The sequence below is a fragment of the Pseudofrankia asymbiotica genome (assembly GCF_001983105.1).
In the GTDB taxonomy this organism is placed as follows: domain Bacteria; phylum Actinomycetota; class Actinomycetes; order Frankiales; family Frankiaceae; genus Pseudofrankia; species Pseudofrankia asymbiotica.
Window position 1 is genome coordinate 37,656 of record NZ_MOMC01000040.1, and the last position, 24,152, is coordinate 61,807.

Genomic DNA, 24,152 nt, shown 5'->3' on the forward strand with positions numbered 1-24,152 from the left:
CTGGGATACGCTCCCGTCGCAGCATCTACAGCGTGTCGAAGACCGTGCGCCGGCCCAGGTGACCCAACCTCGCGTGTCCCGGGCCGACGTAGTCGTGGGAGGCAGGACCTGGTGAGGAGTTCCTTCGGTCGGATCCGGCCGGCGCGCGCGGACGCGAGTGAGGCGGGCGCTGCGCGCCCGCTCGCGCGGCCCGGGGCTGAGGCCGAATCCTATGACGATGGCTTGGCCTCGTCCGGGGTCGGCGGAGGTGGCGGGCAGACCTCCCGGATCGGCTTCGCCGTTCCGGCGGGGATCCCGGGCACCKCGCCGATGCTCCGGGAGGCCGCCGGCGCCGCGGGCGAGCCAGCCCGTGAGGGTGGTGGGCCCGACGCCGGCGTAGTCCGTAACGGTCACCGCCGCGGGCGTGCCGGCCGCGTGACGCGACTCGGCGCTGGCCTCGCTGTGCTCGCGCTGACCGCTACGGCGTGTGGTGTGCCGAACTTCGGGTTCCCGGACGGGGTGACCAACCAGACCCCCCGCATCCTGAACCTGTGGAAGGGCTCGGCCATCGCGGCACTCGCCGTCGGTGTGCTGGTCTGGGGCCTGATCTTCTACGCGATCATCGCGTTCCGGAAGCGGTCGGACGTCCTGCCCCGCCAGGTCCGGTACAACCTCCCCGTCGAGGTGCTGTACACGGTGGTGCCGCTCGTGGTCGTGGCCGGGCTGTTCTACTACACCGCCCGGGACGAGATCGAGATCGACAAGGTCTCGGCCAAGCCGGACGTCACGGTGAACGTGGTCGGCTTCCGCTGGAACTGGCAGTTCCGTTACACGGACACCGGCCAGAGCGGCGGCAACGTCGTCGAGGTGACCGGCCAGCCCGGCCAGCCCGCGGTGCTGGTGCTGCCCGAGGGGCGCTCCGTGAAGTTCGTGCTGACCTCGCCGGACGTCATCCACTCGTTCTGGGTGCCGGAGTTCCTGTTCAAGCGGGACGTCGTGCCGGGCCGGATCAACACCTTCGAGGTCACGCCGACCAAGACCGGCACGTTCATCGGCCGCTGCGCCGAGCTGTGCGGCGCGGACCACGACAAGATGAACTTCTACGTCAACGTCGTCCCCGCCGCCCAGTACGACAAGTTCATCGCGGAGCAGGAGGCGGCGGGCGCGACGGCCGCCGGCACTCCCGCGCTCACCACCGCCGGCAGCGGCACGACCTCCGGGAGCGGACAGTGACGCTTGTGCACGAGCCGCCGGTCGGGCACGCTGGCCCGCCGGCCGACGAGGCGCCGCCCAAGGCGGTTAACAGCCTCCTGGGATACCTGCGGACGACGTCCCACAAGGACATCGCCCTCATGTACTTCCTGACCTCGTTCGCGTTCTTCGCCTTCGCCGGCATCCTGGCCATGTTCATGCGGGCCGAGCTCGCCCGGCCGGGCCTGCAGTTCCTGTCGAACGAGCAGTACAACCAGCTGTTCACGATCCACGGCACGCTGATGCTGCTGATGTTCGCGACACCGCTGGCCTTCGCGTTCGCGAACTACCTGATCCCGCTGCAGATCGGCTCGCCGGACGTCGCGTTCCCGCGGCTGAACGCGCTGTCGTACTGGCTGTTCCTGTTCGGCAGCCTGACGGTGATCGCCGGCTTCCTCACCCCGGACGGCGCCGCCGCGTTCGGCTGGTTCGCCTACGCGCCGCTGAACAGCGCCACGTACTCGCCGGGCGTCGGCGGTGACCTGTGGGTGCTGGGCCTGGCGACCTCCGGTATGGGAACCATCCTCGGCGGCGTCAACATGATCACCACGATCCTGTGCCTGCGCGCGCCCGGCATGACGATGTTCCGGATGCCGATCTTCTGCTGGAACTTCCTGGTGACGTCGATCCTGGTGCTGGTCGCCTTCCCGCCGCTGGCGGCGGCGCTGCTGGCGCTGGAGGCCGACCGCCGGTTCGGCGCGCACATCTTCGACGCCGCCAACGGCGGCGCGATCCTCTGGCAGCACCTGTTCTGGTTCTTCGGGCATCCCGAGGTCTACATCATCGCCCTGCCGTTCTTCGGGATCATCACCGAGGTTCTGCCGGTCTTCTCCCGTAAACCGCTGTTCGGTTACAAGGGCCTGGTCTTCGCGACCATCGGCATCGGCGCGCTGTCGATCTCGGTGTGGGCCCACCACATGTTCGTCACCGGCGCGGTGCTGCTGCCGTTCTTCGCCTTCCTGTCGTTCCTGATCGCGGTGCCCACCGGGGTCAAGTTCTTCAACTGGATCGGCACGATGTGGCGCGGCTCGCTCACCTTCGAGACGCCGATGCTGTTCGCCCTCGGCTTCCTGGTGACCTTCCTGTTCGGCGGCCTGACCGGTGTGCTGCTCGCCAGCCCCCCGATCGACTTCCRTGTCTCCGACAGCTACTTCGTCGTGGCCCACTTCCACTACGTGGTGTTCGGGTCGGTCGTGTTCGCCGCCTACTCCGGCGTCTACTTCTGGTTCCCGAAGGTCACCGGCCGGCTGATGGACGAACGCATCGGGAAGGTCCATTTCTGGACGCTGTTCTTCGGCTTCCACCTGACCTTCCTGGTGCAGCACTGGCTGGGTATCAAGGGCATGCCGCGCCGGTACGCCGACTACGGCCCGGACGACGGCTTCACCACGCTCAACACCGTCTCGACGGCGGGCGCGTTCCTCCTGGCGCTRTCGACCCTGCCGTTCATGTACAACCTGTGGCATTCGTACAAGAAGGGCCGGATCGTCAAGGTCGACGACCCCTGGGGCTTCGGCAACTCGCTGGAGTGGGCCACGTCCTGCCCGCCACCGCGGCACAACTTCCTGTCGCTGCCGCGGATCCGCTCCGAGCGTCCCGCGTTCGACCTGCACCACCCGGCGTACGCCACGGGYGGGGCGATAGAGCAGCGCGCCACTCCGGAACTGAGCAGCTAAGGCGGCCGTGGCATGAGGGTAGAAGGCTACGTCTTCAGCATCATCGGCGTCTTCGCCGTGATCGTTGACATTATCTACTGGATCTACTCGCACGACCCGACGGGCACCGCGGCACTGGCCCTGACCGCGGGCATGGGCTTCCTGGTGGGCTTCTACCTGCTGTTCACCGGGCGGCGGATCGGGATGCGCCCGCAGGATCTTCCCGACGCGGAGGTCGCGGACGGCGCGGGCGAGCTCGGGCATTTCACGCCGGGCAGCTACTACCCGTTCTTCATCGCCGCCAGCGCCACCGTCGCTGTCTCGGGGTTCGTCTTCGGCATCTGGCTCGTCCTTATCGGCGCCCTGATGACCGTGTTCTTCGTGACCTGCCTGGTCTTCGAGAACTTCTGGCACCCTCCGGTCCCGGAGGACTAGCGAGACCCTGATACCGGGTATGGCAAAGGCCTGGCGGTGAACCACGGAGACCTCGTGGTTCACCGCCAGGCCTTTGTGCTGCCGCGTGTGACGCCCAAGCCGAACCGAACCGAACCGAACCCCGAACCGAACCGAACCAAGCCGAACCGGGCCGCGTCAGGGCGGCGTGGCCGCGCTGGCCAGCTGGTGACGTCAGTCGTGCAGCCCGCGGGCGGCGGCGACCACCTCGTCGAAGACGCCCTCGCGCAGCGCCGCACCCTCGCGGCGGACCTCCGCCGGGTCGAGGACGAGCAGCCGGTCGAGCCGGACCTCGCTCGGCCGGCCCTCGCGGTCCCATCCGCCGGTGCCGACGTCCATCCAGTGCCGGCCGTAGCGCGCTTCCTGCTCGGCGTCCCGGTCGTGGTCCTTGCTGGTGAGCATCAGGCCGAGAAGCCGGCTGCCGCGGGTGCCGATCAGCAGCACGGGCCGGTCCTTGCCCTGGCTCGGGTCGTCCTCGAAGGGCACCCACGCCCACACGACCTCGCCCGGGTCAGGGCGCCCGTCGCGCCTGGGCTCGTAGACGATCTGGTCCCGCACGTCGTCGATCATGGTGCTGAGCCTAGTGGAGCCCGGCGGCGGCCTGGCTCGCGGCGGCCCAGCGCTCGAGGACGACGGCGGCCGCGCCAGAGTCGACGGCGGCGGAGGCGCGCTCGAGCTGGGCGCGGATCTGCTCGGTCACGGGCCGCTCGGTCGGGCCCTCGGCCGCGACGATCGCGGCGGCGGCGGCGAGCAGCACCGCGTCACGCACCGGGCCCGGCTTGCCGGCGAGCACCGCGCGGGTGACCCCGGCGTTGAAGGACGCGTCGGCGCCGCGCAGCGCCTCGAGATCCGGCACGTCGATGCCGACGTCGCGCGGGTCGAAGCGCTCCGCGCGCAGCTCACCGTCACCGCCGGTCACCCAGATCGTCGAGGTGGCGGACGGGGAGAGCTCATCGAGCCCGTCGTCGCCGCGGAACACCAGCGCCCGGGTGCCCCGGTCCGCGAGCACCCGCGCCATCACCGGCGCGAGCCGGGCGTCGGCGACGCCGAGCGACTGCGCGCCGGGCCTGGCCGGGTTCGTCAGCGGCCCGAGAATGTTGAACGCCGTCGGCACCCCCAGCTCGGCGCGCACCGCCCCCACGTGGCGCATGGCGGGGTGGAACGCCCGGGCGAAGCAGAAGGCGATCCCCACTTCGGCGAGCGTCGACGCGACCCCCGCCGGCGACAGCTCGATGACGACGCCGAGCTCCTCCAGCAGGTCGGCCGAGCCGCACGACGACGACGACGCCCGGTTGCCGTGCTTGACGACCGGGATGCCGGCGGCGGCGGCGACGATCGCCGCCATCGTCGACAGGTTGACGGTGTGGGACCGGTCCCCGCCGGTGCCGCAGGTGTCGACGGCGGCGGCGAGCAACGAGGCGTCGGCGTGCACGGGCAGGGCGAAGTCGAGCATCGAGGCGACCATGCCGCCGATCTCGGCCGCGGTCTCGCCCTTGGCGCGCAGCGCGGTGACGAACGCGGCGACCCGCGCCGGGCTCGCCGTCCCGGACATGATCTGGTTCATCGCCCAGCCGGCCTGCTCCGCCGCGAGGTCCTCCCGGGACAGCAGCGCGTGCAGCAGGTCGGGCCAGGTCTGCTCGCCCGGCGCCCGCRCCGGCGCCGAGGGCGTCACGGCTCGGACGTTCCGTGCGCGGCGTAGGTGACCGGCCGGCGGACGGGCGCGCCCGAGGCCCGGGCCCGCAGGAGGCCGACGACGGCGGCCGTCAGCTCGTCCGGGTCGACCGGGTGGGTCACCACCGCGTCGGCCAGCGACCAGGTCGCGAGCCACCGGTCGTCCTGCCGCGCCACCAGCAGGATGGTGGGCGGGCAGTCGGTGATCTCGTTCTTCAGCTGGCGGGACAGGCCCATCCCGCCCTCGGGAGTCGCCTCCGCGTCGAGGACACAGAGGTCGACCTCGCCGTGGTCGACGGCGGCCACGAGAACGCGGCCGTCGGTCACGTCGACGAACTCGATCTCGCCGAGCTGTTGATCGGGGACGGTGCCGATGGCCGCCTTGACGCGCTCGCGCACGTCAGCCCGGTCGGCGTACACCAGGACTGTGCTCATGTCCTGCGCGGCCTTTCGCTCCGAGGTACCGCCGCGGTAGGCGGCGGGGCGGCGTCCCGGCCGTCGCGGCCGGCCGCGGGCGCCGGCGCCGGCCGCGCTGGCGTGCCAGCCCGGCCTGTCCGCTCACCGCGCCTGCCGGAGCCCGCGACACCCGCGACGCCGGCGGCGCCGGCCTGGGCGTGGCGAACCCCACGACGACAAGGAATCCGGTGCGAGGGTACCGGACCAGGCGCGATACGGTCTGCCCAGCCTGGCGACCCACGGCGGCCCAGGCCATGAGACCCAGCTCACCATCCCCCCGTTTGTCCCCCGTCAGTGGTGGAATCGATACTGAGACTCGTTCTCAGTGACGGTCGGCCGGCAGGAGAAACCGCCGACCGGCCGCCATGGCGTGAAGGAGGTGGCGCGTGCCGAGCAGGGAGCAGGAACTGCGGCTGACTCCTCAGCGTGCCGCCGTGCTGACGGTGCTGCGGGCGGCGCACGATCATCCGACCGCGGCGGAGGTGTACGAGCGGGTACGCGCGGTCGCGCCGGGCATCGGGAGCGCGACCGTCTACCGCTCGCTCGCGTTGCTGGTCGCGACCGGGCATGCCCTGGAACTGAACCTGGGCGCCGGGGCCGCCGCCCGCTATGACGCCAACACCGACCGCCATGACCACGCGGTCTGTGACCGCTGCGGACGCGCGGTCGACATCGACCACCCCATCCCCAGCGGGATGGTGGCGGAGATCGCTCGGAACTCGGGCTTCTCCATCACCGGCTACGACCTGCAGTTCCGTGGCCTGTGTCCGGAGTGCGCGGCGCCAGCGGGCGCCGCGGCCGGCCCGAGTGCGGACAACGGAGCCTGAGGCCCACGCGGGACCGAGGGCGTCGACGGATCCATCTCAGCTCGAAACGACATCGAAGGAGCACGTATGCCGAAGCTCGAGGGCACCAAGACGCACGCGAACCTCAAGGAGGCGTTCGCCGGCGAGAGCCAGGCCAACCGCCGCTACCTGTACTTCGCGCGCCGTGCCGACATCGAGGGCCTGACCGACGCGGCCTCGCTGTTCCGCGACACCGCGGAGGGTGAGACCGGCCACGCCTTCGGCCACATGGACTTCCTGGCCGAGGTCGGCGACCCGGCGACCAACGAGCCGGTCGGCGACACCTCCAAGAACCTGGCCTCGGCCGTCGCCGGTGAGACCTACGAGTTCACCGCGATGTACCCCGGCTTCGCCAAGGACGCCCGCGAGGAGGGCTTCGAGGAGATCGCGGACTGGTTCGCCACGCTGGCCCGGGCGGAGAAGACCCACGCCGGCCGCTTCAAGAAGGCCCTCGACGCCGTGCTGGCCGAGGAGAACGCCTGACCTTCGGCCCAGGCCGACTGGCGCACACGAGAACCATCTGGGCCGGGACCTCGGGCGGGGCGACATCGTCGTCACCGCCCGGGCCCCGGTCCAGCGCTTTTCACGACCGGTGCCAGCCCGAAGCCGGGCCGGCACCGGCGCCCGCTCGGGTTCGCGCACGCGTGCGGACGGCTCACCCGTGGCACGTATCCCTGAGCCAGGATCGGGTCCCTGAGCCGGAACCGGAGCGCGGACCGGGCACCGTGCCGCTCGCACCCAGGGGGTTACCGATGATGCTGACCGTCGATGACATCAACATCGACCACCAGGCCTACGCTGCCACCCGCGCCGAGACGCGCAAGCGCATGATCCCGGTGCGCGCCGAGCGGCGGGTCCGCGTCGGCGACATCGTCGCGTTCGAGTTCGAGAACCTGGACACGCTGCGCTACCAGGTGCAGGAGATGGTCTACACCGAGCGGCTGACCGAGCGGTCGGACGTCGCGCACGAGGTCGAGGTGTACGGGCGCCTGATGCCGTCCAGTCACGCGCTGACGGCGACGATGTTCGTCGAGCTCAGGGCCACCGAGTCCGTCCGTGACGAGCTGGCGCATCTCGACGGCCTGCAGCGGGCGATCTCCCTGGAGATCGACGGCGAGAGGGCGCCCGCCGAGGAGATCCGCGGCACCGACGAGGACCTGGACACGCCGAGCGAGACCGTCTCGGTGCACATGTTCCGGTTCCCGCTGACCGACGAGCAGCGTGACAAATTCCGCGACCCCGAGGTCCCCGTCGAGCTGGTCGTCGACCACGAGGCCTACAACGACTCCACCCTCATCGACGGCGCGACCCGCCGCAGCCTCATAGCCGACCTGACCCTGCGCCCCTGAGCTCTGTCTCTGGTTCGCTCCGTCCGGACACGGCGCTACGGCCTGGGAGTTCGATCTGGGGCAGGGCAGAGACTCAGGCTGGGTTGGTCGGGAAGGTTGTTGCTGGTTCGCTCCGTGAGGACACGGCGCTACGGCCCCGTACTCGCTTCGCTCCCACGGGACCTCCGCGCCCAGCACGGTCGCCTTGCGCTGGAGCGTTGCGGAACCCGGCTTGAGGCTGGACCGCAGGGGCACTCCGCTTCGCTCGTGTGGGGCGCGGTCGGTCGGTGGCTCTGTACGGCTCTAACTCCGGGTAGGGGCCGGTCCTGGAGTGGCGACGCTCCAACTCAAGGTGACCGGGCTGGGCCCGGAGGCGCACCTCGCGGAGGCCCGGTCCACGAGCGCAGCGACGTGGACCGGGCCGCAGCGAGGTCGCCGGAGGGCCCGTGAGCGCAGGAGGACGCGGCGCGGAGTGGTCGTCCGAGCCGCTAGGCGAGGACGGCCGCGGAGCGCCGCGCCCGCACGGAGCGAACCATGACAACCTTCCCGCCCGACTCCGCCTACCCATCCGCCTGGAGCGAAGCGAGCAAGGGGCCGGAGCGCGCCGCCCGGACGGAGCGAACCAGAAACAACCTTCCCGCCCGACCCGGACGGTCGGCCCCGGTCCCCGGCGTCGTGAGTCGCAGCACATCCGCGATGTGGTCCGGTCGGTCGGCGGTCAGGAGTCGGCCGGGGCGGCGGGTGTGACGGGTTCGGCGGGTGTGCGCCGCTGGTAGGGCATGGGTTTTGGGAGACTTTTGCCGCAGTGTGTCCGGTGCGCGCCGGCGGGCGGAGGCGTTGGCCGGGTGGCGTGTGGCCTGGCCCGGAAGGGCTACCGGACGGTCTTCTACTAGTCGTAGAAGGTGGGTTCGCGGGCCCTCGACGGGCCGTAGTCCTACCGAACGTCGAACCTTCGGTGGCGCTTGCGCCAGCGCGTGCCAGAATGACCGACGTGGCCACGGCACCTGTTCTCGAGAAGGCTCCGCCACCACACCCCATGGCTAACCGTCCGTCGATGGTCTCGGTTGGCACCGTGGTGTGGCTGTCGTCGGAGCTGATGTTCTTCGCGGCGCTCTTCGCGATGTACTACACGATCCGTTCGGTCAACAGCGGCAACTGGCCGCCTACGACCGGTGACCCGGCTGGTTCCGACATCGGCCCGGTGCACCTACACGTCGCCTACGCGCTGGTCTTCACGATCATCCTGGTGCTGTCCAGCGTGACCTGTCAGCTGGGCGTGTTCGCCGCGGAGCGTGGCGACGTGTTCGGGCTGCGCCGCTGGTACACGATCTCGTTCGTCATGGGCCTGGTCTTCGTCCTCGGGCAGGCCAACGAGTTCTTCCGGGAGAACGAGTTCGGACTGAACTCGCACGCCTACGGCTCGGTGTACTACCTGACCAGCGGCTTCCACGGTCTGCACGTGATCGGCGGTCTGATCGCCTTCATCATGGTCCTGGCCAGGTCGACCTTCGGGCGCTTCACGCCGGAGAAGGCGACCTCGGCGATCGTCGTGTCGTACTACTGGCACTTCGTCGACGTCGTCTGGATCGGCCTGTTCGCGACCATCTACCTCCTCCAGTGAGCGACATGACTGCATCCACCGGCAACGAGAAGGACACGGCCGCGCCCACCGGTCCCGCCGACGAGGCGCCCGCGGTGACCGAGGCGACCGACGTGACCGAGGCGACCGACGTGACCGAGGCGGCGGAGGTGAACGACGTGGCCGAAGCGGTGGAGATGGCCGAGGCGGGCGACGTGGCCGAGGAGACCGAGGCGGAGGCCGGGCCGACGGAGCCGGAGGCCCAGGCGCAGGACGCCGAGGAGCGGGAGACGCCGGCGTCGGCGCCCCTCGCGGACGTGCGCGGCCGGCTGGTCACCAGGACCTCCCGCCGGTCCCGCGGCCCCGCCAGCGCGCGCCGCCGGCGCCGCTCGTCCACGCTCGTCCTCTCGCTCGCCCTGATGGCCACGGGCGTGCTGTGGTCGGTGCTGGCACCCAGCGGCAGCGCGGCGGACTCGACCGACAACGCCGCGGTCAAGGCGGGCCGCGCCCTCTACCTGCAGGGCTGCTCGACCTGCCACGGGCTCAACGCGGCCGGCACCGTCTCCGGCCCGAGCCTGATCGGCGTCGGCTCCGCCGCGGTCGACTTCCAGGTGTCCACCGGGCGCATGCCGCTCGCGCACCCGGGCGCCCAGGCGGAGGCCAAGGAGCCGAGCTACTCGGAGACGCAGATCGACCAGCTCGCGGCCTACATCCAGACGCTCGGCGGCGGCACCACCAAGCCGGAGATCAGCAAGGACGACCTCGCCGACGCGGACCTGACGTACGGCGGCGAGCTTTACCGGGCGAACTGCCAGCAGTGCCACCAGGCCGCGGGCCAGGGCGCCCCGCTGACCTACGGCAAGTACGCCCCGGCGCTGACGAACGCGACGCCAGAGCAGATCGTCGAGGCCATGCGCGTCGGTCCCGAGTCGATGCCGGTGTTCGGTTCCGGCCAGATCGACGACGAGGGCGCGAAGGCGATCGCGGCCTACATCCTGATGAACCGCGACACCCCGAGCCCCGGTGGCCACAAGCTGGGCGGCTACGGCCCCGTCCCGGAGGGCCTGCTCGCCTGGCTGATCGGTATCGGCGGACTGCTCGGCGTGTGTCTGTGGATCGGAGCGAGGCAGAAGGTATGAGCGAGCAGGACGACACCCCCACCGGGGGTGGGAGCGTCTTCGATCGGGTGAAGCGCCCGGCCGGAGGCGGGCCGGCCGAGGGGAGCGGCGGCGCCGGGGCCCCGGAGGGCCCCGAGGTGCTGGGCACCCCGCCGGCTCCGACCGACTCCACCCAGTTGGAGGAGCACACCTCCTGGCGGCACGCGGGCGTCGCGCACCGGCCACCGCGGGCCGAGGACGTCGACCGGCGCGCCGAGCGGCGCGCCGAGCGGTTGATTGCCCTCTGGTTCACCGTCTCGGTGATCGGCACGCTCGGCTTCATCGTCGCGAACTTCGTGGGCGACAAGCACAAGGCGTACTACACCCCGTGCCTGGGCCTCGGGATCGCGCTCGCCGTCGGAGGCCTCGGCGTCGGCATGATCCTCTGGGCCAAGCGGCTGATGCCGCACGAGCAGGCCGTCCAGGACCGGCACTCCTTCAAGAGCACCGACGAGGAGACGGCGGTCCTCGAGGAGGAGGTGGCGCTCGGCTTCGACGCCATGGGCCTCGGCCGGTTCAAGCTGGTGCGCCGCAGCCTGCTCGGCGCCGGCGCCGTGCTCGGCGGCCTCGCGGTGGTGCCGCTGCTCAACCTCACGAACGCCAAGCCGGRCAAGAAGCTCGACCACACCCACTGGGTGAAGGGCGCGCGGATGGTCACCGGCGAGGGACGGTTCGTCAAGCTCGGCGACGTCTCCATCGGCGGCATCGAGACCGTCTTCCCGGCGGTGCCCGTCAAGGACGCCGGGGGCACCACCCGGTTCGAGCCCCAGCTTGACCTGCACGCCAAGGCCGACAGCGCCACGATCCTTGTCCGCCTCGAGCCGGGCATCAACAAGCCCCGGCCGGGCCGGGAGAACTGGGACCTGGCGGGCCTGGTCGCCTACTCGAAGATCTGCTCGCACGCCGGCTGCCCGGTCAGCCTCTACGAGCAGCAGACCCATCACCTGCTCTGCCCGTGCCACCAGTCGGTTTTCGACGTGCCGGACGGCTGCCGCGCCATCTTCGGCCCGGCCAGCCGGTCGCTGCCGCAGCTCGCGCTCGGCGTCGACGGTGAGGGCTACCTCATCGCCAAGAACGGCGACTACACTGAGCCGATCGGGCCCGCGTTCTGGGAGCGCTCATGACGACTACCGGGCCGGACGGTTCGCCCGCGGCCGCCCCGAAGTTCGAGAAGCGGCCGAGCCCGGTCCGCAAGCTCAACCGGGCGGCGGACGAGCGGTTCCACACCCAGCGAGCGCTGCGGGAGAACCTGAACAAGGTCTTCCCTGACCACTGGTCCTTCATGATCGGTGAGATCGCGCTCTACAGCTTCATCATCCTGCTGCTGACCGGGATCTACCTGACGCTGTTCTTCGACCCGAGCAACACCGAGGTCATCTACAACGGCTCGTACGTCCCGCTCAAGGGCGTGGAGATGAGCCGGGCGTACGCGTCGACGCTGGACATCAGCTTCGACACCCGGGCCGGGCTGGTGTTYCGCCAGATCCACCACTGGGCGGCGCTGCTGTTCGTCGCGGCGATGATGGTCCACCTGTTCCGGGTGTTCTTCACCGGCGCCTACCRCAAGCCGCGCGAGGTCAACTGGCTGATCGGCGTCGGCCTGCTGGTCATGGGCATCTTCGAGGGTTTCGCCGGCTACTCGCTGCCGGACGACCTGCTGTCCGGCACCGGTCTGCGGATCGCCTCGTCGATCGCCCAGTCGATCCCGGTGGCCGGCACCTGGGCGTCGTTCCTCGTGTTCAACGGCGAGTGGCCGGGCACGGACTTCCTGCCGCGGCTCTACGTCGCGCACATCCTGCTGATACCCGGGCTCCTGCTCGCGCTCGTCGGCGCGCACCTGGGCATCCTCTGGTACCAGAAGCACACCGACTTCCCCGGCCCGGGCAAGACCGAGGACAACGTCATCGGCCACCGGGTGTTCCCGGTGTTCGCGGTGAAGTCCGGCGGGTTCTTCATGATGGTCTTCGCGATGCTGGCGCTGCTGGGCGGCCTCGCGCAGATCAACCCGATCTGGGTGTTCGGCCCGTACGACCCGTCGAAGGTCAGCTCGGCGTCCCAGCCGGACTTCTACATCGGCTTCCTGGACGGCTCGACCCGTCTCATGCCGCCCTGGGAGTTCCGCGGGCTCGGGCACACGGTGGCCRCCGTGTTCTGGCCAACGGTGATCCTCCCCGGCATCCTGTTCACGCTGCTGGCGCTGTGGCCCTGGCTGGAGTCGAAGTTCACCGGGGACCGCGAGTCGCACAACCTGCTGCAGCGGCCGAGAGAGGCGCCGACCCGCACCGCGATCGGCGCCATGTCGATCAGCTTCTACGTGGTGCTGCTGATCTCGGGTGGTAACGACGTCATCGCGAAGACGTTCAGCATCTCGCTGAACGCGATGACCTGGGCCGGCCGAGTCGGGATCATCATCGTCCCGCCGATCGCGTACAAGGTCACCAAGATGATCTGCATCGCGCTCAACAAACGGGACCACGACATCGCCCACCACGGCATCGAGACAGGCATCATCCGGCAGCTGCCGACCGGCGAGTTCGTCGAGGACCACCGGCCCAAGCCGGACCCGGTGCCCGACTACCCGCTGGTGCCGACGCACCGCTTCGAGCTGCCGGCCCCAGGTCACGGCAACGGCAACGGCAACGGGCACGCGAAGGGTGGCATCACCACCCGCGCCCGCAAGGCCGTCACCGGCTTCTTCACCGAGGAGAAGGCCGAGAGCGGCGAGGAACCGGTAGGCGGCCCTCGCCACTGACCGGCCGAACCTGACCCACCCTGAAGGGGACGCGCTCACCCGAGCGCGTCCCCTTCAGCTTTCCCACCTACCCCCACCCCCTGCCTCAACCTCAAGCCCTTCCCCACCTCGACTCCTCTTCCTGACCTCGCCCCTGCCCTCTTCCGGTCTGTGCCCCCGCCGCCCCAGCCACGCGTATCCCGCTCTCCCGCGTCCTGTCAGACGTCCGGGGCGCGGAAGGGTGCTCGTGGTGCCCCGGACGTCTGACAGGAATCACTGCAGCGCCTGGCCGGGGCCAGGGGGCAGGGTTCGGAGGGCGCCTTGGACGTCGTGGACCACCTCTGGTGGCCGGTCTGTCACGTCGGCCCAGGTGACGCGCACGATCTTCCAGCCGAGCCTGGTGAGCGCGTTCTGGCGGCGGCGGTCGCGGAAGAGCGGCTCCGGATCATGGGGAACGCTGCCCTGGGCTGTTCCAGAGCGGGGTGGAATCGAGCCGGATGAACGAACTCTCGTGGCGTGGCCGTGGAATCGTGCCCCATCCGCTTCTACGGCGACCCGGTCGCTTGGGTATGCAAGGTCCACCCGAGCTACAAACCTGTTGTCGTCGTCCCGGACCAGATATTGCAGCTCCTCGGGTGCGAGGTCGTGATCGACCAGCAGAAGCCGGGTGAGCGTCTCCAGCACGGACTCCGACCGTCCGTCGGCCAAGGCCCACCAGGCGCCGACCCGCCGACATCCGGGTCGCCACGCGCTCGCGGCGCGTGCCAGCGTCACGTCGGTCAGGGTCCCGGACCGCAGGGCCGCGTCCATGAGGCTCACCGCGTCCTCCCGGGTGTCAGCGGCGAGGACCAGATCCGCCAGCGTCAGGGCCGGCGAGGTCATCGGTATGTCTGACATGACGACAATGTCGTCGGGCGACAGCGCGCCGCGCCGTGGCTTGAGGACAACTCCGCGCGCCGAACGCCGGCTCCCGCGGTCAGGGACCAGCAGGTGTACTGGCTCGTCGTCGGCCGCGTCGACGACCGAGCCGAAGCCGAGCAGCCGAGCAGCCGTGATGCCACAGACGATGGCATCCGGGTGGGTGGCGAGGGCGGCCAGCACCCGTGGACGCAGCCAGGCGCACTGGCTGGGATGGCCGGGCGGATCGAGCCGGTCGGCGATCGACCTGACTACGTAGGCGCCGCGTACCGGACGCTCCCACCAGCCCCGGCGAACGAATGTCCGGATCTCCCGCCGAGTCAGACCTGTCTCATCGCTTGCGCGTGGGTCACCATCCCGCTCTGCCCCTTAGCCACCCGCCCGACGAGCCCCATCGCCGCCGAGACTGGTTGAGCTGATCTTCTGGGCACACCGAGACGATCGTTCCAGTTGATCGTCCCGTCCACGCAGGGCCACCTCCCTGTGGACAACTGGTATCTCTCCACATGAAGGACGGATTCCCCGCTGAGGTTCCAAACGGATGAGCTCAGAGGACTGGCCGGATGACCTCGGAGGGCTGGGATGACCATGGAAGATCTCATCGCGCGGATGCAGCGCGCTCGATCAGCAGGCGAGGCCGGCCGGCTGCGCCTGCTGCTGGAGGCGCGGTTCCTGCCGAACCAGGTTCTTCAGAGCGGGGCCGCGATCTTGGTCGAACGTGTCGTCGACGGGCTTCTCACCGCCTCGGGGGCCGGCGTGCGGGAGTCGTGGGAACTTCTATCCCAACTGGCCGCGGGTGCTTCACCTCCTACATTCGCGGACCCCGCGGTGGTCGAAGCGACTCAGGACGCGCTGCGGGATGTCATATCCGCGGTGAGCGCGCGCGTTGACAGCCCCGTCGAGCGGGCTGTCGACTTCCTTGCTGTCGATGTGCTTGACGCGGTTCTGACCTTCGTCACTGGTTCAGCCCGCGCGGAAGCGATCGGGGCGATTTGGCGCTTCGCGGCTCGTGGCGATCGCGAGAGGCGACGTGGCCGTCTGATCCTGGAAGACATCGGGCCCGATGAGTCCTGAATCTGGTGACGTCTCGGAAGGGGGCGGTGGACGCCGAACCGTGGCGACCACTCGAGAGACGCCTCTCAGCCGTCTTCGGGGGCGGGTGCGCGCGCAGCGCGGTGGGGCTCGCTGGGGCGGCGGGGCTCGCCTGGGCGGTGGGCGGTGCGCTGGGCGGCCTCCCCGCGGTCGGTCCGCGGCGGCTGGGGGAGCTCGGCGGCGGCCCTGGCGGCGCCGGCGGCGGGCCAGGCCCAGGTGCCGGTGAGCTGGACGAGCCGGGCGCCTGGGGTGGCGAGCCAGCGCTCGATCCGCTCCATCTCCTCAGCGCTCGCCGCCGGGGTCGGGCCGGGGCCGGGGCGGACGGTCTCGGCGGTGGCGACGACCGCGTCCACCCAGGGGCGCGGGTCGACGCCTCGCGCGACGGTCGCGGCCGCGGCGAGCCGGCCGTACCGGATGACGGCCAGGTCCCAGCCACGGTCGGCGGTGGGCACGGCGCCCACCAGCTCAGGCACGACACCCAACGCTGTCAGCCGCTGCTGACGGGCGGAGGCCCGGACGAACGCGACCATCCGGTCTCTGGCCACGGCCGCCTCCTCGAACCGGGTCTGCGCGGCGAGCACGGAGATCCGTGCCCGCGCGGCGGCGGCGACGACCGTCGGGTCGCCCGCCATCGCCTCCCTGGCGTCGGCCACGACCGCGGCGTACTCCTCCAGGGACTGGCGCCCGTCGCAGGGCGCGCCGCACTTGCCCAGGTCGGCGAGCGCGCAGGCGGGGCTCGTCTGGCGCGGCGAGAGGCGCCCACCGCAGCGGCGCAGCGCGACCGCCTCCAGCAGGCCGTCGGCGGCGAGCTCCGCTCCGCCGGAGCCGGCGAAGGGGCCGAGGTAGGTCCCGCCGTCGGCGCGCACCTGGCGCACTCTGGACAGCCGGGGGAACGGCTCGTCGGTGAGGCGCAGGAACACCGCGCGTTCCGGGAACCGGGAGCGGCGGTTGTAGGGCGGTTTGTGCTGGGCGATCAGGCGCAGCTCGCGTACCTCCGCCTCCAGCGTGTGCGCGCACTCGATCGCGTCCACCCGCTCCGCGGCGGCGACCATCTCGGCCATCCGGGTGCGCGTCTCGCTCGCGGTGAAGTAAGTGCGCACCCGGGCGCGTATCGAGGCCGACTTGCCGACGTAGAGCACCCGGCCGGTGCCGTCGCGGAACAGGTACACCCCGGGGCCGGTCGGGAGGTCGTCGGCGAGCGTGCGCTTGCGCCGCTGGGCGGGGGAGACACGGCTGCTGTACTCGTGGACGTCCTCCAGCGTCCGTACGCCGAGGTTGCCGAGCCGCTCGAACAGGCCGTGCAGGACGTCCACCGTGGCGCGGGCGTCGGCGAGCGCGCGGTGGCACGGCTCGTGGCGGGCGCCGAAGAGCCGTGCGAGCGAGGACAGCTTGTTGTCGGGGCTCTCGTCGCGGGTGATGACCCGGCGGGCCAGCCTGACGGTGTCCAGGTGCTCCCAGGCGGGGACGGGGTAGCCGACGCGTTCGCAGGCCGCCTTGAGGAAGCTCAGGTCGAAGCCGGCGTTGTGCGCGACGAGCACCGAGCCGCGGATGAACTCCAGGAACGCGGGCAGCACCTCGGCCAGCGCGGGCGCCGTCGCGAGCATCGCGTCGGTGATCCCGGTCAGCACGGTGATCAGCGGCGGCACCGCGTTCGACGTGCGCACCAGTGTGGCGAACTCGGCGATCACCTCGCCGCCGCGGACCTTCACCGCGCCGAACTCGGTGATCTCGGAGTCCGCCGGCCCGGTACCGGTCGTCTCCAGGTCGAACACGACGAACGTGACGTCCCGCAGCGGCCGGCCCAGCTCGTCGAAGYTGCCCTGCCGCCCGCCGGCCGGGGCTGGCGCCGAAGGCTCAGGTGACACACCGCGAACCTAGTCACCAGGTCCGACACTCCACGAACCGGTGACCAGGTCCGACACTCCGGGCCCTGCATCGGTCGGGTCGCACGCCGCTGTGCTCCCGCGTCGCACGGCACATCGCCCGTTGTCCCGGATCGGCGGGGTGGCTACCTTGATGCGTGGTGTGCCGGGAAGGCTGGTCGGCGGTCCGATCACGACGCCCAGCGCCGGGAGGCACGGATGCCAGCCACCTTCATGGACTCCCGGGCCGACCGTGAGCAGCCCGAGGCGATCGCCGCGCTCGTGGCACTCGCCAGCGCGCTCTACGCCGTCACGGTCATCTTCTGCCTGATGACCTGGGGGTACCACGGGGAGCGGGACCAGCGCGCCCGCGCGGTGACGCTCGCCGAGGGGACCGTCATCGACGCTCACCATCATGGGAAAGAGTTGTCCGCCCGGGTTCGCTGGTCCGACACCGACGGCGACACGCATGTACAGAACTTCTCGACGCGCGCCGAGTACCACCCGGGCGACCGCTTCCCTGTCCTGTACGACCCGCGGCGACCGAACGCGCGGGCCTATCCCGCGCTACCGGGGGAGTCCGCCACGGCGAACGGTCACCTCCGGTTCCTTGCTCTCGTCGGCCTGGTTCCCGTTCTCGGCTGGTGGACCGTGATCGGCGCGCGGTTCCTCATCGTGTCCCGCCAGTCCCCGAGACCCATGGCCGCGGCCGCGTACGTGGGCCAGCGGGATCTTGACTGGTCCTTCTTCACACGAGTCGAGTTCCATCGGTTCTTCATTCCCGCTGGAGTGGAGCTCTGGATCCAGTTGGTCGGGCCGGTCGTCAACCAGTACGACATGACGGAGCGGGCGGTCAGCTGGCAGCGGGTGATGTGGCATCCGGCCGCCGCCAGCCTGTCGCCTGGTTCCCCTGTGATCATGTTTGGTGACCTGACGAGATCTGGCTGGCTGATCGGGCCCGTCGTGGTCCAGCTGGCCGACGGCACCCGCCTCGTGCCTCTCGGGCCGACACGTTCCCGGTTGCCCGAGTCCTTCGTGCTCGAGCCGGCGACGACGCGCACCTGGTCGGCCCGGTGGAATCGAGCGGCCTTCTTCGCTTTCGTCGGCGCCGCCGTATGCGCCACGTTCGCGACGATGACTGCCGTCGCCGCGGGCTGTTCCATCGGCGTCATCGCCGCCGGCGCGCTGGCGTTCGGGGTCGTGGGGGGTGCCTTTGTCGTCAACATCTGGGCCGGTCACGGCGGTGCGCCGCCCTGGCCTTAGAAGGTCGGTCCGCGCCGTCCGGCTGGCGTGGGTGCGGCTACGCCGGGGCCGCGGCCGCGGCTACGCGAACGGGCGGGTGAAGGCCGCGGGGCCGGCGGTGATGACGCGGAACTCGTTGCCCTCGGGATCGGCGAGGAGGTAGCCGGCCTCGCCGACGGCCTCCAGGCGGCGTACTCGCCGGGCGCCCAGGGTGGCAAGCCAGCTGGCGACGCGCTCGGCGTCGACCGCGTAGAGATCGAGCTGGAGGCGGTTGCGAGCTGGCCCGAGCTTGCGGACCTGGCGCAGCAGCAGCTTCGGCCCCGCGCTCGCCGGGTGACGCAGCTCGGCGGTCTCAGCGCCGCGAAGGGTTACCTCATAACCCAGCGCTCTGGACCAGAACCGGATCATTCGGTCGACATCCACACAATCAACCCCGACCCGGGCTACCCTCAGCCCGTGCGTCTCAAACCTGGCCACTCGCGCATGATGCCGCATTGCGGGTGCCTTGGTTCATCGGTGGCCGGCGTGTTGTGAAACGGTCACTGGTCCGAGCCTGCCGGCGGGCCGCGTCCCGCTGGATCTCGTGGCCTACCTGGGTCGGTAGGGTCCTGGCCATGCCGACTATCTTCACCCGGATCATCAACGGAGAGCTGCCGGGTCGGTTCGTCTATGAGGACGAGCACACGGTCGCGTTCCTGACCATCTCCCCGATCCGGCCGGGCCACACGCTCGTCGTGCCGCGCCTCGAGATCGACCACTGGATCGACCTGCCGGACGCGGAACAGCGGGAACTGTGGAGCGCGGCGGCCAAGGTGGGCCGGGCGATCCAGGACGCCTTCCAGCCTCGTCGGGTCGCGGCGATCATCGCGGGGCTGGAGGTGCCGCATGTGCACGTGCACCTGATCCCGATCGACAGCGAGAAGCAGCTGGACTTCGGCCTCGCGGATTCCAGCCCGACGCCCGAGGCGCTGGACGAGGCCGCCGAACGGATCAGGGCCGCGCTCGCCTGACCCGCGGCGCCTACGTCCACGGCGCCGCCAGAAACGCGGCGACGCGAGGAGCGGTCAGCCGGCCCTGCGGGAGCGGCGGCGGGGGCCGGCGGCATCGGGGCGGCGCGCCGGGCGGGATCGCTGGCGCGGGCCGACCGCGAACGGCTCGGGCAGCGGAATCATCGGCTGCGCCGGCTGCTGTGCCGTCGGGACATCCGGCGCCGTGCCGCCGTCAGCCGGCACGACGTCCAGCGGTGTCACCAGCCGGAGCCTCGGCAACAGGCCCGCGTCGGCCAGCAGCGCGAGCGCTCGGCGCTCGTCCTCGTCCCACTCCACGACCGGCGGCGGTGCCAGCAGCACCGACAGCACACAGTCCTTACACGCGTCCCCACGCGCCACGCACGAATCACAGTCGATCAGCATCGCGCTCACCTCTGTCGCTCACACTGTGTCATCGCTGACCGTAGACGCGTGGTCCGACAGTTTTTCGCGCCGTGGGTGTCGGCTCAGCGCTCCAGGCGGGCGAGGAGGGCGGCGGAGGGAACCGCGCGGGCACCGGCGGCGGCGCAGGTCTCGGCGACCTCACGGTCCGAGGTCACGACGACCACGGGACGGCCGGAGGGCTCGGCGCGGACCAGCCGGACGATCTCCTCGTCGGCGAGCTCGCCCAGCCGGCTGAACAGCACCCGTACCCCGCGTGGCGCCGTCACCCCGACCGGGCGGCTGGCGACCGCCGTCGCGTCGAAGACCACGGTGACCTCGGCATCCGACGCCCGGCCGGCGAGCGGGCCGAGGCCGGACAGCAGCCGCACCCGCTGGGCCTGCAGCGGCAGCGCGCCGTAGCCACGCTTGGTGACGTTGTACCCGTCGATGATCAGGTGGATGCCGGGGATCGAGAGAACCTCGTCGATGACGGTCGGGTCGTCGTCGGGGCGCCCGCGGGGGCCGACCGCGGAGAACGGGTCGCGTGCCTGCCCGTCCTCCGTGGCGCACAGGTCCGCCGGGCGCTGCACCGTGCTGGGCAGGGCAAGCTCGCGGCGCACGCCGTTGGCCGCGCCCATCAGCGTGTCCAGCAGTACTCGCAGGCGGGCGTCGTCAAGGCTGCGCGCGTCGCGTCCCTCCCGCCGGGCGGCGGCGAGCGCCGTCTCCAGCTCGCCGACCCGGGCCCGCAGCCGGCGGGTCTCGCCCTCCGCCGCCCTGACGAGGGCGCGGGCCGCGTCCCGGTCCGCGGCCGCGGCCGCGATCTCCTCCTGCGCCGCCTGCTCGGCGCGGCGGACCCGCTCGGCCGAGCCGCGCATCCGCCGGCGCAGGTCATCCGTCTCCAGGCGAGCCGTGGCCAGCTGGTCGCGCAGCTGCTCCTTCTCCGCGCGGCCGCCCTCCTGGACCGCGGCGAGCGCGTCGGTGAGCCGGTCGACCTCCCGGGCGGCCTCCTCGGCCTTGGCCGACACCGCGGCCTGCACGGACGAGGTGGCGGCGACGGCGAGCAGGTCCTCCCAGCCAGCCGGGCGTAGGACGAAGGCGACCGCGGCCACCTCGGCAGGCGGCGCCGCGGCCGGCGGGCCGTCGGTCGCCATCACGGCGTCCGCGAGCCCCGGATGGGCCCGCCGGACCCACTCCGCCACCCGGCCCCGGAAGATCGCGTCGTGCTCGACAGCGGCCGCGAGCGGGACCGCGCCCTGCTTGGCCCGGCGCGCGGGCGTGAACCTGCGCACGGCGACGAGGCTCGCGGGCACCTCAACGTCCTCAAGCCCGGCGAGTGTCTCGGCGGCGAAGGCGACGACCTGGGTGCGTACCTCCACCGGCAGCGGCTCGCTCACCCGGCGTCCGGGGGAGGCAGGTCGACGGGCACGGTACGGACTCCCTGTCGCAGGAACGAGTGGCAGCACTCCAGCGTAGTCCGGCGGCGCAGCCATCACCATCCGCCATGAATCGTCACCATCCGCCACGATCCGGCGGATCCGAGGGGATGGGCCAACGGCGTGCGTGGCACTTCTGCCGGAGCGGCGCACCCGCTGGCCCGCCAGTAACCCGACCGTCAGGAACCACGCCGAAAGGCCACCGGGACCTCAATCCCAACGACGGGGGGACAACGTTTGCCGAAAGATGTCCCGCCTCAGTTGACCCAACCATCGGGAAGGTGTTCGACAAGGGCATTTCCCTTGGGGATGACCGACTTCTGTAATGTCGCGCTATCCATCCCCATGCTCCGTTTTTGGCAGCGGGGTGTACGCCGAGAGGAACACTGTGAGCGACCAGAACCCCCCGACCCCGCCAGACGGTGGGGGCGGAAACGCGCAGAGCGGCGGTGGGTGGCCGCCAAGCACCCCGGCGCCGGACTGGCAGGCGGCACCGACCACCAAGGCGGACGGCTCGGCCTGGCCATCGGGCGCCGGCCAGACCCCGCAGAACGTCACTCCTGGGGCGACGCCGCCGGGCGCCCCGACCTCACCCGGCCAGTGGTCCGCACCCGGCGACTACCAGCAGCCCGGTTATCAGCAGCCCGGGTACCAGCAGCCGGGCTACCAGCAGGCCGGCTACCCGCCGCAGGGCACCCCGCCGCCCGGTGGCTACCCCTCACCCGGCACGCCGGCACCAGGCGGCTACCCGCAGACGACGCCCTATCCGCAGGGCGACGCCTACCCGCCCGCCGGTGGCTACCCTCCCTCGCAGCCCGGCTACCAGCAGCCGGGCTACCAGCAGCCCAACTACCAGCAGCCCGACTACGCCCAGCAGGGCGGCTACCAGCAGCCCGGCTACCAGCAGGCGGGCTACCAGCAGGGCGGCTACGCCCAGCCCGGTACCCCCACCGGCTGGACCGGCCAGCCGGGCCAGCCAGGTCAGCCGGGCCGGCCGGGCCGCTCCAACCGCAACGTGGTCATCCTTGTCTCCGCGCTCGTGGCGGTCCTCGCGATCGTCCTCGGCGTCGTCATCGCGCTCGCGGTCGGTGGCGGCGGCGATGACGACCCGCCGGTCACCTTGCCACCGGTGACCACGTTGCCGACAGGCAGCGCCCCGGCTCCGACCCCGCCGCAGGCATCCAGCGGCCCGGTCACCACGCCGTCGACGCGCCCGGGGCCGGCCGGCTGCACGACGATCAACGCGCCGGGAGGGGCGCCCGCGGCCGGCGTCGCCGACATCGGCCAGACGGCGACCGTCCAGGGCGAGGGCACCAGCGAACTCACCACCTACACCGCGCGGATCACGCTGAACAGCATGTGCCGCACCACGGCCCCGGTGACGACGTACGGCGACCCGCCGGAGAACGGCGTCTTCATCGTCGCCAACTTCACGGTGCAGATGGTCACCGGCAAGGCCAACGTCTACCCGCTGAGCTTCTTCGGCCAGACCACGGATGGCACCCGGTACGACGCCACCTACGAGGAGGTCGGCTCACGGCTGGACGCCGATGACCTCGCGGCCGGCCAGCAGGTGCGAGGCAACATCGTCTTCGACGTTCCGGACGACAACCACCTCGTGTACTGGGAGCCGCTGTTCGCGACGTCCCGGGCGAACTTCCGTTACTGATCGGCAACGCATCCGGGACCTGGCCCAAGACCCGGCCTGGTCCCGACAGGCAACCTCATCGGCCGGCGGCGGTGGCTGGCGCCCGCCGGCGCCGGCCGTGGCCGCTGCCGCGGGTAGCGGGCCCATCCGGCCGGGTCCTCGGGCCGCGACCCGGCCGCCGGGCGGCGCCCTCGCCCGGCGCCGCGATGACTCCGTCGAACCGCGCGCTCCGGCGAGCGCGCGGCCGATCGGCGGGGAGGGGCCAGCGGCGGACGGGCCGGTAGAGGACCATGGGCGCATGCGGGTGCTCGTGGTGACCAACGACTTTCCGCCGCGTGCCGGCGGCATCCAGGCATACGTGCACAACTTCGCGAGCAGGCTGCCCGCCGGCGACGTCGTCGTCTACGCGCCGGCGTGGAAGGGCGCGGCCGAGTTCGACGCGGCCCAGAGCTTCCCGGTCATCCGGCACCCGACGTCGCTGATGCTGCCCACCCGGTCCGTGCTGCGCCGGGCCCGCGGGATCGCCCGCGCCGAGCGGTGCGACGCGGTCTGGTTCGGCGCGGCGGCGCCGCTCGGCCTGCTGGGCGCGCCACTGCGCGCCACGACCGGGATTGAGCGAGTCGTCGCGAGCACCCACGGCCACGAGGTCGGCTGGGCGGCGCTGCCCGGCGCCCGCCAGACGCTGCGCCGGGTCGGCGCGACCACCGACGTCATCACCTACCTCGGCGACTACACCCGACGCCGGATCGGCCCGGCCTTCGGGCCCCGCCCGCGCCTGGAGCGGCTGCCCAGCGGCGTCGACGCGGAGCTGTTCCGCCCCGGCGTCGGCCGCGACGAGATCCGCGCCCGGCACGGGCTCACCGGCCGGCGGGTGGTCGTCTGCGTGAGCCGCCTGGTCCCGCGCAAGGGGCAGGACATGCTGATCCGCGCCCTGCCGAGCTGGCGGCGCCGCTACCCGGACACGGCCCTGCTGCTCGTCGGCGGCGGCCCCTACCGCGCCGACCTGGCCCGGCTCGCCCGGGAGCACGACGTGGAGGGCCACGTCGTCTTCACCGAGTCGGTGCCGTGGGAGGAGCTGCCGGCGCACTACGCGGCCGGCGACATCTTCGCGATGCCATGCCGCTCCCGGCTCGGCGGCCTGGAGGTCGAGGGCCTGGGGATCGTCTACCTCGAGGCGTCCGCCGCCGGGCTTCCGGTCGTGGCGGGAGACAGCGGCGGCGCTCCCGACGCCGTGCTCGACGGCCGCACCGGTCTCGTGGTCGACGGCCGCAGCCTGACCGACGTCGCCTCGGCCGTCGCGGAGCTGCTGGATGATCCGGACCGAGGCCGATCCATGGGCGCCGCCGGCCGCGCCTGGGTCGAGCTCACGTGGCGCTGGGATCTCCTGACCAAGAACCTCATCGAGTTCCTCAGCCCCAACCCTCGCTGATCGTCGCGGAG

At 71.6% G+C, this 24,152-nt stretch carries 23 protein-coding genes; 15 read left to right on the forward strand and 8 right to left on the reverse strand.

All coding sequences use genetic code 11. The features are described from left to right. Positions 1-111 precede the first annotated feature (111 nt). The 3 genes from ctaC to BL253_RS19825 are packed head-to-tail and all read left to right on the forward strand — an operon-like array spanning position 112 to position 3,320. Positions 112-1,212, forward strand: coding sequence for an aa3-type cytochrome oxidase subunit II (ctaC, locus tag BL253_RS19815; RefSeq protein WP_076818623.1), 1,101 nt, complete (start codon positions 112-114; stop codon positions 1,210-1,212). Continuing rightward, the gene (gene ctaD / locus BL253_RS19820) at positions 1,209-2,906 is read left to right on the forward strand and encodes an aa3-type cytochrome oxidase subunit I (protein WP_076818624.1); all 1,698 of its coding nucleotides are present in this window, start codon (positions 1,209-1,211) and stop codon (positions 2,904-2,906) included. The genes ctaC and ctaD overlap by 4 nt, the downstream gene beginning before the upstream one ends. Before the next feature lie 12 nt (positions 2,907-2,918). Further along, positions 2,919-3,320, forward strand: coding sequence for a cytochrome c oxidase subunit 4 (locus tag BL253_RS19825; protein ID WP_076818625.1), 402 nt, complete (start codon positions 2,919-2,921; stop codon positions 3,318-3,320). Positions 3,321-3,512: 192 nt separating this feature from the next. Here BL253_RS19825 and BL253_RS19830 read toward each other — a convergent pair whose 3' ends face one another. Genes BL253_RS19830 through BL253_RS19840 form a run of 3 tightly spaced genes read right to left on the reverse strand, consistent with a single transcriptional unit; the run spans position 3,513 to position 5,444 of the window. Then, complete coding sequence (locus tag BL253_RS19830; protein WP_076818626.1) at positions 3,513-3,908, reverse strand: type II toxin-antitoxin system PemK/MazF family toxin; 396 nt, start codon at positions 3,906-3,908, stop codon at positions 3,513-3,515. Between the two features lie 10 nt (positions 3,909-3,918). Next, complete coding sequence (trpD, locus tag BL253_RS19835) at positions 3,919-5,010, reverse strand: anthranilate phosphoribosyltransferase (RefSeq protein ID WP_076818627.1); 1,092 nt, start codon at positions 5,008-5,010, stop codon at positions 3,919-3,921. Continuing rightward, positions 5,007-5,444, reverse strand: a complete 438-nt coding sequence (locus BL253_RS19840; RefSeq protein WP_076818628.1) for a response regulator — start codon at positions 5,442-5,444, stop codon at positions 5,007-5,009. Before BL253_RS19840 ends, trpD begins: the two co-directional genes overlap by 4 nt. A 407-nt stretch (positions 5,445-5,851) precedes the next feature. On the opposite strand from BL253_RS19840, the gene BL253_RS19845 reads away from it, so the two are divergent. From BL253_RS19845 to qcrB, 7 genes are all read left to right on the forward strand, one after another. Then, the gene (locus tag BL253_RS19845; RefSeq protein WP_076818629.1) at positions 5,852-6,292 is read left to right on the forward strand and encodes a Fur family transcriptional regulator; all 441 of its coding nucleotides are present in this window, start codon (positions 5,852-5,854) and stop codon (positions 6,290-6,292) included. A 66-nt stretch (positions 6,293-6,358) separates the two neighbouring features. Next, on the forward strand, positions 6,359-6,793 hold the full coding sequence (locus tag BL253_RS19850) for a rubrerythrin family protein (protein ID WP_076818630.1): 435 nt from the start codon (positions 6,359-6,361) through the stop codon (positions 6,791-6,793). Positions 6,794-7,062: 269 nt separating this feature from the next. Then, complete coding sequence (locus tag BL253_RS19855; RefSeq protein WP_076818631.1) at positions 7,063-7,659, forward strand: DUF3501 family protein; 597 nt, start codon at positions 7,063-7,065, stop codon at positions 7,657-7,659. Positions 7,660-8,674: 1,015 nt separating this feature from the next. Next, on the forward strand, positions 8,675-9,259 hold the full coding sequence (gene ctaE / locus BL253_RS19860) for an aa3-type cytochrome oxidase subunit III (RefSeq protein ID WP_338013730.1): 585 nt from the start codon (positions 8,675-8,677) through the stop codon (positions 9,257-9,259). Between the two features lie 5 nt (positions 9,260-9,264). Continuing rightward, a complete protein-coding gene (gene qcrC, locus BL253_RS19865) occupies positions 9,265-10,356 on the forward strand; it encodes a cytochrome bc1 complex diheme cytochrome c subunit (RefSeq protein WP_420801691.1) in 1,092 nt (363 codons plus the stop codon). Next, the gene (gene qcrA, locus BL253_RS19870; RefSeq protein WP_076818634.1) at positions 10,353-11,498 is read left to right on the forward strand and encodes a cytochrome bc1 complex Rieske iron-sulfur subunit; all 1,146 of its coding nucleotides are present in this window, start codon (positions 10,353-10,355) and stop codon (positions 11,496-11,498) included. Before qcrC ends, qcrA begins: the two co-directional genes overlap by 4 nt. Beyond that, complete coding sequence (gene qcrB, locus BL253_RS19875; protein ID WP_076818635.1) at positions 11,495-13,126, forward strand: cytochrome bc1 complex cytochrome b subunit; 1,632 nt, start codon at positions 11,495-11,497, stop codon at positions 13,124-13,126. The genes qcrA and qcrB overlap by 4 nt, the downstream gene beginning before the upstream one ends. Positions 13,127-13,378: 252 nt before the next feature. Here the strand turns inward: qcrB and BL253_RS19880 are convergent, their stop codons facing one another. After that, positions 13,379-14,206: a hypothetical protein gene (locus BL253_RS19880; protein WP_081438475.1), complete on the reverse strand. Its 828-nt coding sequence runs from the start codon at positions 14,204-14,206 to the stop codon at positions 13,379-13,381. A 399-nt stretch (positions 14,207-14,605) separates the two neighbouring features. On the opposite strand from BL253_RS19880, the gene BL253_RS19885 reads away from it, so the two are divergent. Continuing rightward, on the forward strand, positions 14,606-15,097 hold the full coding sequence (locus BL253_RS19885) for a hypothetical protein (protein ID WP_076818636.1): 492 nt from the start codon (positions 14,606-14,608) through the stop codon (positions 15,095-15,097). 65 nt (positions 15,098-15,162) lie between these two features. On the opposite strand, the gene BL253_RS19890 is transcribed toward BL253_RS19885, so the two are convergent. Then, positions 15,163-16,980, reverse strand: a complete 1,818-nt coding sequence (locus tag BL253_RS19890) for a DEDD exonuclease domain-containing protein (RefSeq protein WP_076818637.1) — start codon at positions 16,978-16,980, stop codon at positions 15,163-15,165. Positions 16,981-17,196: 216 nt separating this feature from the next. Between BL253_RS19890 and BL253_RS19895 the strand changes: the two genes are divergently transcribed. Further along, positions 17,197-18,240, forward strand: a complete 1,044-nt coding sequence (locus tag BL253_RS19895; protein WP_076818638.1) for a DUF3592 domain-containing protein — start codon at positions 17,197-17,199, stop codon at positions 18,238-18,240. A 60-nt stretch (positions 18,241-18,300) separates the two neighbouring features. On the opposite strand, the gene BL253_RS19900 is transcribed toward BL253_RS19895, so the two are convergent. Then, positions 18,301-18,714, reverse strand: coding sequence for a VOC family protein (locus tag BL253_RS19900; RefSeq protein WP_076818639.1), 414 nt, complete (start codon positions 18,712-18,714; stop codon positions 18,301-18,303). Between the two features lie 119 nt (positions 18,715-18,833). Here BL253_RS19900 and BL253_RS19905 point away from each other — a divergent pair, with 119 nt between their 5' ends. Further along, positions 18,834-19,229: an HIT family protein gene (locus BL253_RS19905; protein ID WP_076818640.1), complete on the forward strand. Its 396-nt coding sequence runs from the start codon at positions 18,834-18,836 to the stop codon at positions 19,227-19,229. Positions 19,230-19,283: 54 nt separating this feature from the next. On the opposite strand, the gene BL253_RS19910 is transcribed toward BL253_RS19905, so the two are convergent. Beyond that, positions 19,284-19,631 (reverse strand): hypothetical protein, encoded by a 348-nt coding sequence (locus tag BL253_RS19910; RefSeq protein ID WP_076818688.1) that lies wholly within the window; start codon positions 19,629-19,631, stop codon positions 19,284-19,286. Positions 19,632-19,714: 83 nt separating this feature from the next. Further along, positions 19,715-21,025, reverse strand: coding sequence for an NYN domain-containing protein (locus BL253_RS19915; protein WP_076818641.1), 1,311 nt, complete (start codon positions 21,023-21,025; stop codon positions 19,715-19,717). A 427-nt stretch (positions 21,026-21,452) separates the two neighbouring features. On the opposite strand from BL253_RS19915, the gene BL253_RS19920 reads away from it, so the two are divergent. After that, positions 21,453-22,733 carry a DUF4352 domain-containing protein gene (locus BL253_RS19920; protein WP_076818642.1) on the forward strand — a complete coding sequence of 427 codons (1,281 nt, stop codon included), beginning with the start codon at positions 21,453-21,455 and terminating at the stop codon, positions 22,731-22,733. A 277-nt stretch (positions 22,734-23,010) separates the two neighbouring features. After that, positions 23,011-24,141: a glycosyltransferase family 4 protein gene (locus tag BL253_RS19925; RefSeq protein ID WP_076818643.1), complete on the forward strand. Its 1,131-nt coding sequence runs from the start codon at positions 23,011-23,013 to the stop codon at positions 24,139-24,141. Positions 24,142-24,152: the final 11 nt, after the last annotated feature.

Coding starts and splice junctions, on each gene's coding strand:
- BL253_RS19895 (WP_076818638.1), top strand. CDS start 17,197: ATGCCAGCCACCTTCATGGACTCCCGGGCCGACCGTGAGCAGCCCGAG.
- BL253_RS19900 (WP_076818639.1), bottom strand. CDS start 18,714: ATGCGGCATCATGCGCGAGTGGCCAGGTTTGAGACGCACGGGCTGAGG.
- BL253_RS19825 (WP_076818625.1), top strand. CDS start 2,919: ATGAGGGTAGAAGGCTACGTCTTCAGCATCATCGGCGTCTTCGCCGTG.
- qcrC (WP_420801691.1), top strand. CDS start 9,265: ATGACTGCATCCACCGGCAACGAGAAGGACACGGCCGCGCCCACCGGT.
- BL253_RS19855 (WP_076818631.1), top strand. CDS start 7,063: ATGATGCTGACCGTCGATGACATCAACATCGACCACCAGGCCTACGCT.
- ctaE (WP_338013730.1), top strand. CDS start 8,675: ATGGCTAACCGTCCGTCGATGGTCTCGGTTGGCACCGTGGTGTGGCTG.
- BL253_RS19925 (WP_076818643.1), top strand. CDS start 23,011: ATGCGGGTGCTCGTGGTGACCAACGACTTTCCGCCGCGTGCCGGCGGC.
- BL253_RS19910 (WP_076818688.1), bottom strand. CDS start 19,631: ATGCTGATCGACTGTGATTCGTGCGTGGCGCGTGGGGACGCGTGTAAG.
- BL253_RS19830 (WP_076818626.1), bottom strand. CDS start 3,908: ATGATCGACGACGTGCGGGACCAGATCGTCTACGAGCCCAGGCGCGAC.
- BL253_RS19850 (WP_076818630.1), top strand. CDS start 6,359: ATGCCGAAGCTCGAGGGCACCAAGACGCACGCGAACCTCAAGGAGGCG.
- BL253_RS19840 (WP_076818628.1), bottom strand. CDS start 5,444: ATGAGCACAGTCCTGGTGTACGCCGACCGGGCTGACGTGCGCGAGCGC.
- BL253_RS19885 (WP_076818636.1), top strand. CDS start 14,606: ATGACCATGGAAGATCTCATCGCGCGGATGCAGCGCGCTCGATCAGCA.
- BL253_RS19905 (WP_076818640.1), top strand. CDS start 18,834: ATGCCGACTATCTTCACCCGGATCATCAACGGAGAGCTGCCGGGTCGG.